The following is a 17335-nucleotide window of genomic DNA, read 5'->3' as shown; positions in this document are numbered from 1 at the left end:
AAATAAGGTTCATTGAATGCTCGATGTGAACTTAAAAGAAGATGATTTACGCAATAGGGTTGCTGGTGGCGCTGAAAGTGTCAGCGTGATACGTCGCTTTACTTGAACCTAGTGCGTCTACAGTCGAAGAAATATAGTGTTGGGGCTGAAGCCAAACCAAGCGGGTTAGAGCGACACAATTCGTAGTGAACTCTTATTTGGTTGAAAAGCGTTCCAAGTTCGCAGTTGCCCCTGACTCTGCTGGTGATAACAAGACGATAAATTGATACCGAGCAAAACGATAATTTTATATCTGCTTTAATCCAATACTGATTGAATAATATTAAATGCTGTTTCTATTTTTTGGATAGGGATAATGCCAAACCCAAATAAGAGGGCATTAGAATGATTGTTGATAGAAAAATGCGATGATGGATAAACCGCTACATTTGATGAAGCCAGTTTATTCATCATTTGTGTCGCGCATCCCGATACTTCAGCTGCTATATGCAATCCACCTTGGCTTGGAATACGTTGTAAGCAATCTACGTTGTCAATTAATTGAGTGAGTTTATGGTACCTTTCGCTATAGATTTTATTCATATTGAGTAAATGGTGAGAGAAATGACCGTCACGCATGAATTCGTCAAGTAGGATTTGAGACACTACAGATGTACTTCTTCCCAAGTGCCACAACATATTTGAAATTGGCTCCATTAAAGACTTTGGTGGAATCATATAGCCAATGCGTATGCCGGGAAATAGTATTTTAGAGAAACTGCCTACCATAATGACGCAGTCATTTTTATCTTGTGACTTGAGAGCTTGCTTACTGGTATTGAGGTAGTGATATTCCGCATCATAATCATCTTCGATAATGATTGCGTTATTAACTTCTGCCCATCTCAGCAGTTCTAACTTCCTTTCAACTGAGTAGCTAAAGCCTAAAGGGAACTGATGACTAGGCGTTGTATAAATAATTTTGGTATTAGAAGGGATTGATTCAACGACAACACCTTGGTCGTCCATCGGCACGGAGCCTATTTGCGCGCCAAGTAATCGAGCTTGATTTCGAAAAACAGGATATCCTGGATCTTCCGTCGACACGAGATCCCCGGGAGAGAGTAATGTTAGGAGAGTCGTCATTATTGCCTGCTGGCACCCTTGCGTAATGATGATGTCTTCAGGGTCACAGATTACGCCTCTCGAGTGTCTCACATACTCGCAGATAGACTCTCGTAAACAAGCTAACCCTTGCAAATCACCACCATGTGCAAACTCTGGAGTTAATGCATTGAGCCTACTCAGTCTTGAGTGTCGCCAAATATGCTTTGCTATTCTCTGATGATCAGGAACGCCTAAAGTGAAGTCATAGTCTAGATTCTTTGGTGCGATGATCTCTGGCTTCTTCGCTGCGTTAGTGCCAAACACCCCTAGTTGGTAGTGTTTTATTGGTCTCTTATCTTGATTCACCGTTTGTTCTAGAGCATTACTTACGTACGTGCCAGACCCTGCCTTTTTTACTATCCACCCCTCGAACTGAAGTCGCTCATACACCGAAATGACAGTGTTTCTTGCTATGCCTAACTTTTTCGACAGCATGCGAGTTGATGGTAATCTCTCATTTGATCGTAATCTGCCTTCTAATATCCCTTGGTATATCTCGGAATAAAGTTGTTGGCTGGTGACTTTTCCTGTTTCGAAGTGTAGTGAAAATGGCATCGTTTCCTCTGTAGACGTTGAAAAGTGGTTCTAAAGCGGTGTGAGGATGTGGATCTGTATATACCAAGTATATCTACCTAGTATACCGTTATCTTGGTATGGAGAAAGCGCATTTGAGAACACTATTTCCCCATTTTGCAAACGGATGTTACTCACATTCGTACCTAATCGGCCTACTTATCAACGGTGATCAGGTTTAGACCTGTTTATATCGCACTAAAATTTGAAGACACAGTGTTATTCATCGAGGGTTAACGATAGGAGTTCTTCAAGTCGGGATTACTTTTATATAAAAAGTTAAAAGCCTTGGAATAAACTAGAAATTAATTATAAGTGAAAATTAAAAGTTGAGGGTTTAATGAAGTTAAACAATGCCTTGGTAGCCATTTTATCGCTCACTTCTTTCGTCACGTTTGCGAAAACGGAGTTAACGGTTAGCAGTCAATTAAAGAGCGTAGTTGATGAATGCGCTAAAGGATTAATAAACGAATACGACATTCCGGGGTTGGCTGTTGCAGTAACGATTGATGGCAAGCGTTATTTTTACAATTACGGTTTTGCTGACGAAAGTAAGGGGAGTTTAGTCACCAACGACACAATTTTTGAACTCGGTTCTATCAGTAAAACTTTTGCCGCTACTTTGACTGGGTATGCCCAAGAAAAAGGTAAGCTAGACATGGATGACAAGGTCAAAGATTATATTCCAGAATTAGAGAATAGTGCTCTGGGTAATACCAAGCTAGTTCATGTCGCCACCTACACTGCGGGTGGTCTACCATTGCAATTTCCTAGCGAAGTAACGAACGACGCTGAAATGATGCAGTACTACAAAACGTGGAAACCGGAGTACGAAGCCGGTACTAAGAGGAAGTACTCAAACCCTAGTATTGGTCTATTTGGCTACATCGGTGCCTTGAGTATGAAGTCAGACTATACGGAAATGATGGAAACCGTCATCCTGCCTGAGCTCGGTATGACCAATACCTTTGTCGATGTACCAAAGGATAAGCTTAATAACTATGCTTTTGGTTATAGTTCTGAGGGAAACCCCGTTAGAGTTAATCCAGGTATTCTTGATGCGCAAGCCTATGGTATTAAATCAACGAGCTCAGATATGCTTCAATATATCGAAGCAAATATGGGGCAAGCGCAACTGAATAATGATATGGAGAATGCGCTAGAGCAAACTCACATTAAGTATTTTAATACCGATACATTTACGCAAGCAGTAGGGTGGGAAGGTTATGATTATCCCGTCTCACTTTCACAATTATTGAAAGGTAACTCCAGCGACGTAATTCTCAACGCTAAACCGGTTCAAGCAAGTGAATCCGGTACTCTCGGTCGAGACATTTGGTATAACAAAACGGGCTCAACAGGTGGCTTTGGGGCATATGTCGCGTATGTACCCTCTGAAAAAATAGGCATAGTGATTCTAGCGAATAAAAACTACCCTAATGCCGAAAGAGTAGAGGCTGCTTACCATATTATTAGCTCAGTGGTGAAGTGAATTTTAGTGGTAATAGGCACTACGTAATTATTAGAGCTTATTTAGATACATACTATCTGCAGTGTTTTATTCGATAGTATTTATAGGAGTATTCATGAAAACTAAGCATTGGTCTAAGGTGACTTTGCTACATGAAGTTGTTACGAACCCAAATATAACGATTAAAGGTAAACATAGTTATTACAGTGATTGTTGGGACGCCGGTTTTGAAGAGTCTGTTGTAAGATATCTACAAGGCGATGAGTTCAGCCGAGATTGGGAACCAAAATGGAAGATTGATAAGTTACATATAGGTGATTTTGTCTGTATTGCAGCGGAAGTTGTGATTGTTATGGGGGGAAACAGTACACATAGAGCTGATTGGTTCTCCTTGTACCCATTTATGGACTTTATTGAAGAAGCGTACGTCGGGAAAGGAGATACTCATATTGGCGATGGCGCCTGGCTCGGTATGCGATCCATGATAATGCCGGGTGTGACTATCGGAGAAGGAGCAATCGTTGCGGCAAACAGTGTGGTGACGAAAGATGTTGAGCCTTACAGCATGGTTGCGGGTTCACCAGCTAAGCATGTCAAATATCGCTTTTCTCGAGAGACGATAGACGAACTGCTTGCTCTTAGGATATATGATTGGCCTGATAAGAAAATCGACAGCCTGAAGAGATTTTTATGTTCAGACGATTTAGAAGGGCTGAGAAAGGCAAGCGCTGAATATGATAGAAACCATTCAGTATCATGACAACGTCACCATTTAAAAAATCAGAAAGAGGCCATTGTTGGGCCTCTTTGTATTAAATATCTAACCAATACAATGAGTAATCATTTTATTCTTTTATTGATTTTTTATGTGAATATGATAATGGCGCGCACCACTTGCGTTCAAGAACAAGAGGACAACGTGTTTGGTAAAGGGGAAACCGATGGAATATCGGGAAACTATAATTATTAAGAGCCGCATGTAGCGGCTCTTTTTGATCCTGAAATTGGTTAGTGCGACAGACTACGAAGCGCTCAGAGGGTTACGAGGACTCGCTTCAGATAAATGAAGAAAGAGCGAATCGAAGTGGCTGTTGTTACCTGTTTGACTACTTATACCGTTGCCATTCCGCTGTTAATTCCGCTTTTTCTTTTCTCGCTGCAATCAGCATTTCTATATTTACGTCAGTGTTTGGGTGCCTTTGAATGTATCGCTCGTAATCAACCGGAACACCATTGATGTGCAGTTCAAGATGTAAATGCGGCCCTGTTGTTCTTCCTGTGTTACCCGTTTTCCCTATCACTTGTCCTCGGCTGATCTTCTCACCAACATGGACGTTGCGCTGAGATAAGTGTAGGTAGCGTGATACAGAGCCATTTGTGTGGCGGATATTAATGTAGTTGCCGGCAAAACGGTTGTAGCGGGACTTTAAAACGATGCCATCAGCAATACTACGAATCGGTGTACCTACAGGTGTGGCATAATCAGTGCCTAAGTGCGGAGTCGTTATATTGGTCACTGGATGTGTTCGCTTTAAGTCATAGTCAGAGCTCACTCTGTAGTTTTTATCAAAGGGTGAAGAAAACATGAACTGATTATTTATCGACACACCATGCTCATCAAATACGTTGCCGTGACCATCATTGATAATAAATAAATCAGTTTTACTGCCTAAATAGTAAAAAGAACTAATGTAAGTTTCATTTTTACTATTTAATTTAGTTCTTAAGATAAAGTTATCACCTCTTTTAATAGAGTCAATAATATTAAACTTGCTTTTGATCAGTGCTAATAGCAAGTTGATCTCTTTTTGACTCACTCCTGATTTTAATAATGAAGCGACAAAAGAGTATTCAACCACACCGATAGTGATTTTTTGCCTACGAGTATTCTTTTTAATTGGTGGCTGCACATTCTCACTTTCGAATTCTAAAGGCTTGATGGTAGGTAGCCTATCCACAGGAGTGAGGAAGTAGGGAGAAAGCGATACGCTAATCAATATGATTAACGCAGTAGTGATAAGGGCTACGGTAGGAGCTTGCACACTCCTTTTTATTATTAAAATAGTCATTAGTTTTGTTGATTTATCAATACTGACAGTTGTGCGTAGAGTATAATATTTTAAATAAAAACTAGCATTAAAGCATGAGTAATTCCTCTGTTTTAACTAAGTTAATAATTATAGGATGTGAGAATAATTTTAATAATTCAGTCAAAGTGACGGTTGGCTTGGTGTTTATGCCTATTTTGTTGGTGTTAATGTCACGTTGAGAAAATATTTTTCAATAATATAATCTCGGGAAAATATATTTTGCCAAATTACTATGTTCGCTAAAAATACGCTGAAATTAACATTAGGTCTTACGCTTACATCTCTTTTATTGAGTGCATGTGGTGGTGGTGATGGAGGAGACAACACACCTCCAGCTAGAAGCAAAGGAAGCATTTCCGGTATGGTGTTTGACGCCCCAGTCAATGGCGCCAAGATTGAGGTTTTCGAGTTCAAAAATGGAAACTTAGGTCGGAAGTTGGCTAACACGACGTCTGATGCCTTCGGAAACTATCTGCTAGAGTTTGAATCGTCGTCAATGCCTCTTTTTGTTGTTGCAAAAGAGGGGAGTTATACCGATCCGTTTACAAATGAAACGGTATCTGTGAGTAATGCGAAGACACTTAAATTTGAAGGTGTTGTGAGCTTTAAAGAGGGGAGTGAGCAAAAGTTAATGCTTACTCCGCTGTCGAACTTGGCAGCAGGCTTGGCAAAGTACAAAATTTCTCAGGGGGCCACAGATGAAAGTGCCTTTTCAACTGCTTTGGATAGTATCAATAGCATGTATGGCTTTGACGTAAATGAGACCAAACCTATTGATATTACCAAAGGTGGGCAAAGCAGCTTTGCTAGTGTAGGGCATCAATACGGCGCTTTATTAACAGCATACTCGTCTTACTCTTACGATCTTATTAAAAAATACGGCAACAGCGATAACGTCTACACTTCGATGCACTTCGCTGACATCCAATATCGGGATGTTATTGCAGATGGTGTTCTTGATGGTCTTGAAGTGAGCCAGACTTCCGGAGCAGTGACTCCCCTCAGCTTTGGACAGAAAAAGATAAACAGCGACGTTTACACACGTGACTTATCTCAGCACGTTTTGATCGTGGTAAACGACCCAAGTATCAATATTTCAGGTACTGATGCTGCAGACTATGTCGACTTTAGTAAGAAGCTTAATGACTTAGGTACATATGGCAGTACAGATGGCGTCATTCCACCGCGAGATGGGACGGAGATTGATACCACAGCGCCTATCGTGACACGCATTGACCGTGATGTACTTGCAGGCACCGATAAAGTTGACCTAAAAATTGTTGATGATATCGGTGTAGAAGACGTATCCGCCTTTATTCAGTATCAGATTAATGGCTCTTGGTCTGGTGAATTTCAATGTAACGACATACAAGATTTTGGAAGCACATTCTGTTCGGTTGAATTTGATGATTTTGAAGTTGGCCTTCGAGAGACCAACGTTAAAGTTAACATTAATACCAAAGAGATCGATAGTGTAGATATGAACCCTGCCACAGGGCTCTCAAACGTAACAGCAGCACGGTTAGTCTTATATACAGCGGATGTACTGGGTAATGAGTTAATTCCAGGCAGCCATTCGGGTCTTCATATCAACTTTGAATGGGATAACGATGCGCCTGTTATCGATATTACATCGGCGAGTGCAATTAATAACCAACTTAAAGAATACGTTCTGAAAGGGGTTGTAAAAGAAAGCTCGCAAGAGATTAGTTCGGTCAGTATTTCATTTAAAGATGGCTTACATGAGGGCGTCACATGTTCTCCTGTCACTGTAGAGTCTGGAAATGCTTGTGAGTTTAGTAAGGCTTACCCAACTGATGAATTCCTATCTACGACGGTCTTTGAGGTTCGAGCGAGGGATAGCAAAGGCAATACGGGCTCTGCGCAGCATGCAGTAAGTCGTGACGATCAAGCGCCAGCACAGACGATAACCTATCCTGAAGGTACGTCAATGACGTACGTAAATGTGGGTTTAGATGGTGAACGAACCACTTACGATGGTATCTACTCTCAAGATACGTACACCCCAGACAATGTTCAAGCAAGCCGCGATTTCCTGAAGATTGATTATGCGTACGCAAGTTTAGGGATTCAGAACTCATTAAAAGGGATAGATTTTAGTAACTTCAACGCTAATTTATTGAAAGAGAATAAAATCCCTTATGTTCGTGTGAAAGTTTCAGACGTAAACACCGATACGGTTTTAGGCTCCAACGCTAATAAGCTTAAGCTCGTCGTCAAGTACTTCGTAAGCCAAAACAACGATAACAACTACTCACTTCAGCAAGTTATTGACACAACCGCATCCGATGACGATTACATCGCAAAAATTCCGCACGAAACGCTGTTAGATAGCAATGGGCGAGTAGAGGATGTCATCTATTACATTCCTTTTGTAAGAGATATTTTGGGTGACAGCTTTAAATCGGTATCAGAAAACAGTAGTCAAAAGTTAGTCATTCAAACCGTCGATGAGTCTGATAACGAAAGCACTCCAAGAGAAGTATATTTTAGAAGTAGCTTTGACCTACCAACCATAAAAGTGGTGACACCATTTATTGGTGCGCGAGCTCAACTTGAAGGGTTGAGCCCAAGTGGTGAATTCACTTCACTTGCAAGTTGTACCACTATCCAGCAACTGGAAAGTGACCAGTCTATGGCTCTTGACGTAGCGAGCTGTGAAACCACAACTGACGTAGTGAATTATGATTTCATGCGTGTTCGTTTAATTGGTATCGAAGGTAGTGAGCCATACTATTACCAATGGAAAAGAGATCCAGGGACCAAGAAAGTAACGGTTGACTTAAACAAGGCCAATATTGGTGTGTATTTTAAGCTCAAAGGTTCTCAAACTTACTATATTACTGAACTATCGACATATCAGACTGGTTTGTTTGATTTCCAGTGGGATCAAGTGACAGCGGGAGAGAAAACTTCAGAACGTGCGATTCAAATTCTTGATGAGGTGCGCTACGCGTTATCAGGTACGAATAACAACTCATTCTTTGGGTTTGATCCAACGGTTGTGTCTTATGCAACCAATGAAATGCTTACGACTAAAGCGATTCCAGACAAGCCATCAAATGACTATCTACACCGATTCCTTGTTGAAGCAATTGATAGTATTGCCGAGAGAATGCCAAGAAATAACTCATTAGATTTTGCATCTGCTATTTACGATGATTTTAGCTACGATGGAAAAGCAAATGGTATAGGGGCCGGAGGAAGTCAAGTTACGCTCGATTCTTACACGTTTGGCGCTGAAACTTACCGAAAAGATCTGGCGCAATCCTATTATGAAATCATGGCGAGCAAATACGGTATTGAGACCAATATCGCGCAGCTCTATGCTGATGATATTTCGATGGCTAATCCTGACTTAAATGGTAAGAACATTTTTGATTCAGAGGGTAGCAGTATCGATACCTTGCCGCCGCAGCCAAAATTAACCATTGAAAGCGGTAGAGAGACGATGGTTGGTAATAGGCTTTATATCGCTGGCGAGGTTGTTTCTAAAATTGTCCTAGACGATCCTTCTGGTATTGTAGGAACCGACGCTTATGGTCCGAAGTTTAGCACGATGTGGTATCAAGCTAATGAGCCAAATATTGAAATACCACTGGACATCAACATCGTAGAAAACTCAGACAGCAGCAATGCTTATCGAAAAGAGTACTTCTTCACCCTTAACTCCCAGTCTAGTGAACTAAAAGACATTATAGAGTTTGCCGTGGAGACCAGTGCTATGGACCCACATGGCAATGCGTATGGTTATAATGGTAAATCTCCGTTTATAGAATCGGTGTTTATTGATAACGATTTCCCTAAGGCCAGTTACCTTCCACCCAATGATGTCGATGGTAAACCTGTAGAAAACGGTATTTATTTAAATGCGAACAATACTCATGAATTAACCTTCAAGGTTGAGGATATTGTTGGTGATAAGCTTGCCTCGAGGGGCCTTGTTTTCTACCAGCAAACCGGTGAAAAAGTAACATACACACCAGAAAACTTTGCAAGTAACTCGAAAGACGCGTTTAAAGTCAAACTATGTACGGGAGAGATTTGTTCAAATCAAGGCTCTACGATTTATCCTGGTGATGGAGATTGGTTAGTTGTTGCCGCAGCAGAGGACAACTTAGGTAACTCCGTTTCAGAGTTAACTAGCACCGCTCCGAGATTCAATATTCGTATCGACTCTGAAGCTCCTATTGTAAAAAGTGAGCAGGTTCAAAGCCGTTTAGGTGGTAATAACCAATGGACACCTGTCATTGATTGGGGGACGTTAAGCTCTGGCAATAACGTAAAAATAGATTTGCGCCGCGGATCTGGTCAGGCTCTGACATTAGAAAGCTGTGACCCTCTAACAGAGGCGTGTGACGTACCATACCTAGTTGGTGAACAGCCTGACGTCAAAGTCCAACTGGTTTCAAAAGCATTTGATTACGATGAATGGAATGAGTTTTACGTCACTGCGACGGACAACGCTTACCCTGCCAATGTCAGTACAACAGGGAAATTCACATTCCAAGTCGATAACAAAGGCCCTGAAATCATCCTAAATACACCTTGGGTTGAAGACACATTGTCCAAAGAGAACTATGTCATAGGGCGTGAGTTCAACGTGCGATTTAAATCCGTAATAGACGATTCAGACCTTGAGCAAGTCTCGCTGTATCAAAGTGGTAAAGATTCGCCAATTAAGACAATTGTGCCAACGGATTCATCTAAAGAGTTTGTCATGTCTCTTATCAAGAGTGACACAGATAAAATAGACATTTCTGAAGATGAAAAAACAACGTCATTGTATGTAAAAGCAACCGATATTTATGGTTTTGAGTCTAGTTCTAACACGCACAAGGTTATTCTTGATCGTGATGGGCCAACATTAGGCTTAAGTGGTTTCAATGCGAATGACTACTACTTAGGTAACTATGTCTTTGACCTAACGGCGCTAGACCTAAATGCAAACGGTGATGTTTCAATTAATGGCGTAAATCGAGAAAGCCTAGAGTATTGGACGTTTAGCGATCTGGAACCATTACCTGGCTCTCCCGGTACAAAAATCAATGAGGATCTCAAAGTGAGCCTTGGTGATTTAGGTACGGGTACACACAAGGTTCGTTTAAAAGGGTCTGATGTTCGTGGCAACACAACCTTAACCAGTGATGAGCAAGATTTTACCGTCAAAGTGTACAACTCAATCCCGCAGGTGACGCTGGCGATGAGTTACACGGATGGAACGCCAATTACAAACAACACCATCTATCAAGATGGAAATATCGTACTGACGCTTGATATTGTTGATGATAGTGGCGTTGATCGAATTGACTCAACTTATAGATTCTCTGGAGAGCAAAACGGGACTAACTTTACGTTCTCAGAAACCGCAGATGGCACTTGGACTGCAACGTTGCTTTCTACACAAATTGCCAAAGATGGTAATTATGAACTTGATATCAAAGTTTATAACAAAGTTCGTTACCTTGATGAAAAAGACCGAAAGGTTGGAAAAGTAAACCAAACCTTTAGCGTACAGCGTGAAGGCGTGGTTCTAACAGTTGAAAGCCCGCTGGACTTCCAAAATTACTTATCTGATGGTGTTCTTGATGTCACCTTTACTACATTGAGTGCGGTCAAAGCCAAAACGTTAGAGTGTTGGGTTCGTGAAGAATACAACTCTCTAGATGCGCCACCAACTAATGAGCAACCAACTTCTGGTGTTATCAACGTATCGCAAGAACCTTACAGTTGTAGTGTCAATGTTGGGCAAAACATGACCAAAGCACCTGTTACTTTGATCACTAAAACCTTGGGTACAAATGGGCGTGAAACGATCAACAAGTTCAATTTCTCGATGGTGGATATTGATGCACCGACAGTCGTAGATGGTAACTCATACAGTTTTAAAGGAAGTGATGTTTGGTTTGATGAAGCTTTGAAGAAGAAGATGCTCACATTTGAGCTCTCTTTCAATGATGCTTTATCAGGCGTGAATACCGAAAGTTCAGATGAATATCCAAAGTTAGTTCGTAATCTTGGCAACAAAGCTTATACACCAACGACTTGTGCCAAAGGTGTTGGAAATATCAAGTGTACGTATTCTGAATCCTATGCCGATATTATTGATGGCCTGAGTACAACTCAAGAATACAAAATCAAGAACTTATCTGATTTAGCAGGAAACTTGACGCCAGAGCACGATCTACTGCTTGAATTACCTAAAGGTTCGGTAGTCGTTGAAATTACTGATCCGGTTGGAAACACAACCATTAATGGTCAGCAGCTTGTCGCCAAATTCAGAATTAAGCTGTATGAAAACTCTAGACTAGACAATGTGATGGCCAGGTTTGGAACGGAATCCTACAACTATAAAGATAATCCGGAGAAGTTTGCACAATTGGAGGTGTGTGCAGATGATCCAACCTACAAGTGTTCAACATTTACGAGTGAACTTCCTAGCGATGCTGATGGAAAAACGATCAGGACAATTATTACCGCAACGGATGTGTGGTCGAGAGTCGGTGAAGCGACCGTTGATATTAAAGTTGACAACACACCTCCAAGTGTTGGCGATGAGATTATCGTAACCGAATCGCCAACAAATCCTGATAATGTTCGTTTTCGTTTTGACATAACGGACACTGGTAGCAGCCTCGCAAAAGTAAACTACTCGGTTTTAAACCCGAGTTATCAAGAAGAAAGAGTAGAGGATGGGAATGGTTCATCTACGTACTTTGAACTATCAAAATCTCAGTTAGAGGGGCGTGGTTCAATCACGGTTGATATCAAAGCAACAGATAGTGTTGGGCTATATTCAGACATCAGAAAAGTCATTGATATTAGTGTTCCTAAAGTCACAGTTGATTTCGATGGAATTACGAGTTTGCAGGGTGGGAAACTGTTTTTAACCAAGGCGAGCCAGCCGTTTACGGTATCTACGGTGGAAGGAGAAAGAGTGAAAGCTTCACAGTATTCTGTGGAGCTTATTCCAAGCCTCGGTGATTCCTTGCGTTACTCAGGTGATGTTATCTCATCTAGTGGTAATGGAATGATGAACTTTGCCGTCGATAACCAAGGGTCATATACCCTTAAAGTGACAGTGACGGACTCAGTTGGAAGAGAGAATACAAGCTTTGAATTACTAGGCAAAAGTTATGATGGAAAGGTTATCGAATCTATTGTTGATTATGACGCTCCAAGTATTTCGGGCTTAAGTGCTAATCAAACCTCTAAGGTGCCGACAAACGATAAGTATCAACTAGAAATTAGTGCATACATTACAGATAAAAATTTAAATCTCGTCACGTCAAAAGCGGTGAGTGGTGGCAGCACAGTGGCTCCTCAAGCGATTACTGAGCCAACAACCGAAGCGGGGCCTTATGTCATAAGCTACTTGTTACCGAAAGGCGATCATACGATCACGGTAGCAGCAACAGACAAAGTGGATAATAAGAACGAGAGTTCTATTGACGCACATGTGGAAGCTGCAACCGTTCCCGGGCTAAGTATATCTACTGCTTCAAGCGCCCCTCTTTTTGGAGGTGAAGAGATTACACTTACGTTTAACTTTACAGAAAAAGTTACTAACTTTGATATCTCAGATGTCCACCTTGTCGCTAGTGATAACGGTGCAACAGGAACGTTAAAGCAAGATACGTGGTCCACTTCAGACAACGTTACGTGGACGGTTAATTACATCAGTCCAGAAAAGCAAGATAAAAACATAACAATACAGGTAGAGGATGATAGCTACCAAAGTATCAACACCATTCCTGGAAAAGGAAGCAGTTTAAGTATCGCGGTTGAAGGAACCTTACCAAAACTGACCAATGTGACATTTAACCCCGAGCATCAGAGCGTGGGGCAAAGCGTGAGTGTCTCGCTTGAGTTTGATAAAGAGCTCCAAGAGGCGACCGCTACGCTTGGCGGCAATCGCATTAGTTCTCTGTCAGCAACGGCAGATAAAAAGGTCTGGGTTGGTGATGTACAAGTTCCGAGCACCGCGCTGTTAAGTGTCGACTTGGTTGTTAGTCAGTTTAAAGATTTGACTGGCAACATAGGTGAGGATAACACCGCTCACGAATTGCCAATCACGCCAACCTTAGCTATTACGCCAGTGGGCAGTGTGGATGAAACGCATGCCGCCACGCTACAATTCGAAGGTACGTCGACACGTTTTGACGGTCAGTCCTTGCGTCTTGAAGTGAAAGCACAAGGCAGCGTGACGGTACTAAAAAGCGGCAGCGCGACAGTACAAGCCGGTGGCACTTGGATCAGTGACGCAATGGACATGAGTCACCAAACCAATGGTACTTATACTGTGATGGTGACGGGGACGAACTCTGCGGGCATTGAAGTGAGTGAAAGCCAGAGCTTTACACTCGCGCAGTCTCTGCCAACGCTGACTAACGCGACGTTTACGCCTGAGCACCAAGCCATCGGCCAAAGCGTGACGGTGACGCTGGAATTCGATAAAGATCTGCAATCCGCCGCGGCGGAGTTAGGTGGCACGACGATCACCTCATTAATGGCAACCGCGGACCCAAGTGTTTGGACTGGTGATGTGGTGGTACCAAGCACGTCAGAGCTGAATGTAGCGTTGCTTGTTCGTGACTACCAAGACTTCTCAGGGAATACCGGTAGCCAGAACACGGCTTACTCCATGCCGATCACACCAACCTTAGCTATTACGCCAGTGGGTAATGTGGATGAAGCGCATGCCGCCACGCTACAATTTGAAGGTACGTCGACACGTTTTGATGGTCAGTCCCTGCGTCTTGAAGTGAAAGCCCAAGGCGGCGCGACGGTATTGAAAAGCAGCAGCGCAACGGTACAAGCCGGTGGCACTTGGACCAGTGACGCAATGGACATGAGTCACCAAACCAACGGCACTTATACCGTGATTGTGACAGGGACGAACTCAGCGGGCATTGAAGTAAGTGAAAGTCAGAGCTTTACTCTCGCGCAGTCTCTGCCAACGCTGACTAACGTGACGTTTACGCCTGAGCACCAAGCCATCGGCCAAAGCGTGACGGTAACGCTGGAATTCGATAAAGATCTGCAATCCGCCGCAGCGGAGTTAGGTGGCACGACGATCACCTCGTTAGTGGCAACCGCGAACCCAAGTGTTTGGACTGGTGATGTGGTGGTACCAAGCACGTCAGAGCTCAATGTGGCGTTGCGGGTTAGTGACTACCAAGACTTATCAGGAAACACCGGTAGCCAGAACACGGCTTACTCCATGCCGATCACACCAACCTTAGCCATCACGCCGGTGGGCAGTGTGGATGAAACGCATGCCGCCACGCTACAATTCGAAGGTACGTCGACACGTTTTGACGGTCAGTCCCTGCGTCTTGAAGTGAAAGCCCAAGGCAGCGCGACGGTACTAAAAAGCGGCAGCGCGACAGTACAAGCCGGTGGCACTTGGACCAGTGACGCGATTGATATGAGTCACCAAACCAATGGCACTTATACCGCGATGGTGACGGGGACGAACTCAGCGGGCATTGAAGTGAGTGAAAGCCAGAGCTTTACACTGGCGCAGTCTCTGCCAACGCTGACTAACGTGACGTTTACGCCTGAGCACCAAGCCATCGGCCAAAGCGTGACGGTGACGCTGGAATTCGATAAAGATCTGCAATCCGCCGCAGCGGAGTTAGGTGGTACCACGATCACTTCATTAGTGGCAACCGCGGACCCAAGTGTTTGGACTGGTGATGTGGTGGTACCAAGCACGTCAGAGCTCAATGTGGCGTTGCTTGTTCGTGACTACCAAGACTTCTCAGGGAATACCGGAAGTCAGAGCACGGCTTACTCCATGCCGATTACACCAGCCTTAGCTATTACGCCAGTGGGCAGTGTGGATGAAGCGCATGCCGCCACGCTACAATTCGAAGGTACGTCGACACGTTTTGACGGCCAGTCCCTGCGTCTTGAAGTGAAAGCCCAAGGCAGCGCGACGGTATTGAAAAGCAGCAGCGCGACAGTACAAGCCGGTGGCACTTGGACCAGTGACGCGATTGATATGAGTCATCAAACCAATGGCACTTACATCGTGATGGTGACGGGGACGAACTCAGCGGGCATTGAAGTGAGTGAAAGTCAGAGCTTTACACTGGCGCAGTCTTTGCCAACGCTGACTAACGTGACGTTTACGCCTGAGCACCAAGCCATCGGCCAAAGCGTGACGGTAACGCTGGAATTCGATAAAGATCTGCAGTCCGCCGTGGCGGAGTTAGGTGGCACGACGATCACCTCATTAGTGGCAACCGCGGACCCAAGCGTTTGGACTGGTGATGTGGTGGTACCAAGCACGTCAGAGCTCAATGTGGCGTTGCTTGTTCGTGACTACCAAGACTTATCAGGAAATACCGGTAGCCAGAACACGGCTTACTCCATGCCGATCACGCCGACCTTAGCCATCACGCCGGTGGGCAGTGTGGATGAAACGCTTGCCGCCACGCTACAATTCGAAGGCACGTCGACACGTTTTGACGGCCAGTCCCTGCGTCTTGAAGTGAAAGCCCAAGGCAGCGCGACGGTACTAAAAAGCAGCAGTGCAACGGTACAAGCTGGTGGCACTTGGGTCAGTGACGCAATGGATATGAGTCACCAAACCAATGGCACTTATACTGTGATGGTGACGGGGACGAACTCAGCGGGCATTGAAGTGAGTGAAAGCCAGAGCTTTACACTGGCGCAGTCTCTGCCAACGCTGACTAACGTGACGTTTACGCCTGAGCACCAAGCCATCGGCCAAAGCGTGACGGTGACGCTGGAATTCGATAAAGATCTGCAATCCGCCGCAGCGGAGTTAGGTGGTACCACGATCACTTCATTAGTGGCAACCGCGGACCCAAGTGTTTGGACTGGTGATGTGGTGGTACCAAGCACGTCAGAGCTCAATGTGGCGTTGCTTGTTCGTGACTACCAAGACTTATCAGGGAATACCGGTAGTCAGAACACGGCTTACTCCATGCCAATTACACCGACAATACACCTAGACGTTATCAACGATGTTACTGGAGTGGAAAGCGTGACAGTAAGTGGTAGCAGTGAACGGTTTGAAGATGGTGAGTTCATAGATATTAAAGCAGTCGACGCTGATGGTACAGAAGCCACAGGCATGGCTACCGTGCTTTCAGACTCATGGACAACTGATTTAGATCTCTCAGGACTCAAGGAGGGTGTAGTGACGATTTATGTAAATGGTACCAACAAGCTTTCCGCCTCTGCGGAAGAGGCTCAAGCAACATTTAACTATGATCGTTTCGCAAGTACAGCCTCCTTAGGTGCTGTTTACAACCGATATTTTAGTGATAACAAAACTTTAAAAAATGCGGCATAAATAAAGCGAGCGTTTAGCTCGCTTTATTTCTTTGGGACTTTTTGTGATATTTATCAAAATAATTGCCTTTATTGATAAGTTACTCGAATTAATGAATCGTCTTAATACAAGGCTGAATAACTATAATAACTAGGCCAATGTTGCTTTTAGGTGTGTATGAAGTGATTGTGATGGTCGCTCGGCAGGTGCTGTGGTGAATGTGTCGCGTTGAAAATCTTTTTAAATATTATATATTTACGCTCGTTTCTATACTCTGAGTATAGTGTTCTGCATGAGGTCGATGGGTCATACCTCGCCTCTTTAACTCGCGATGAAGCAAATTTAATCCTAGCAAGCTTCAGAGCAGTTACTTTTGTGAGTGCGTAATGCGCTCACCTTTTTATTTAAACTTCCTCAGTAACAGTCAATTTGTTGTTTGTTGCTGAGGAGGGCACCTCATAAACTTCTGAATTTCCTCGTGCTTACCTGAAGCGCACGTTACTACGATTTTTGTTAACTTCAGTCCATAAATTAAATTTTTTTAGATAGTAAGATTTTACCATTTTGACAGAGTGGGTGATGTTACTGGCTTTTATTGTGGTTAAATCGCATGTTTTAATAGTAAAAATCACCATTTTTTTGGTGTTTTTGATTTCGGGCGATTTTTCTATCTCGTTGAAAATAAATGGCTAAGTAAGTAGGATACGCAGACCAAATCGTACT

The 17335-nt window shown here is 43.4% G+C and carries 5 protein-coding genes; 3 read left to right on the top strand and 2 right to left on the bottom strand.

Annotated elements, in window-relative coordinates:
- Positions 1-297: 297 nt before the first annotated feature.
- Complete coding sequence (locus R7P67_RS05960) at positions 298-1701, bottom strand: PLP-dependent aminotransferase family protein (RefSeq protein ID WP_318085906.1); 1404 nt, start codon at positions 1699-1701, stop codon at positions 298-300.
- A gap of 358 nt (positions 1702-2059) precedes the next feature.
- On the opposite strand from R7P67_RS05960, the gene ampC reads away from it, so the two are divergent.
- Together ampC and R7P67_RS05950 are read left to right on the top strand one after the other, a co-directional pair.
- The gene (gene ampC / locus R7P67_RS05955; protein ID WP_318085905.1) at positions 2060-3211 is read left to right on the top strand and encodes a class C beta-lactamase; all 1152 of its coding nucleotides are present in this window, start codon (positions 2060-2062) and stop codon (positions 3209-3211) included.
- Between the two features lie 94 nt (positions 3212-3305).
- Positions 3306-3950 carry a CatB-related O-acetyltransferase gene (locus tag R7P67_RS05950; RefSeq protein ID WP_017635780.1) on the top strand — a complete coding sequence of 215 codons (645 nt, stop codon included), beginning with the start codon at positions 3306-3308 and terminating at the stop codon, positions 3948-3950.
- Positions 3951-4296: 346 nt separating this feature from the next.
- On the opposite strand, the gene R7P67_RS05945 is transcribed toward R7P67_RS05950, so the two are convergent.
- Positions 4297-5259: a peptidoglycan DD-metalloendopeptidase family protein gene (locus R7P67_RS05945; protein WP_318085904.1), complete on the bottom strand. Its 963-nt coding sequence runs from the start codon at positions 5257-5259 to the stop codon at positions 4297-4299.
- A gap of 253 nt (positions 5260-5512) precedes the next feature.
- Here R7P67_RS05945 and R7P67_RS05940 point away from each other — a divergent pair, with 253 nt between their 5' ends.
- Positions 5513-16633, top strand: a complete 11121-nt coding sequence (locus R7P67_RS05940; protein WP_318085903.1) for a tandem large repeat — start codon at positions 5513-5515, stop codon at positions 16631-16633.
- The last annotated feature ends 702 nt before the right edge of the window (positions 16634-17335 follow it).

It is taken from the genome of Vibrio sp. Vb0937, from assembly GCF_033338855.1.
This window is presented reverse-complemented; position numbering and strand designations above follow the sequence as displayed.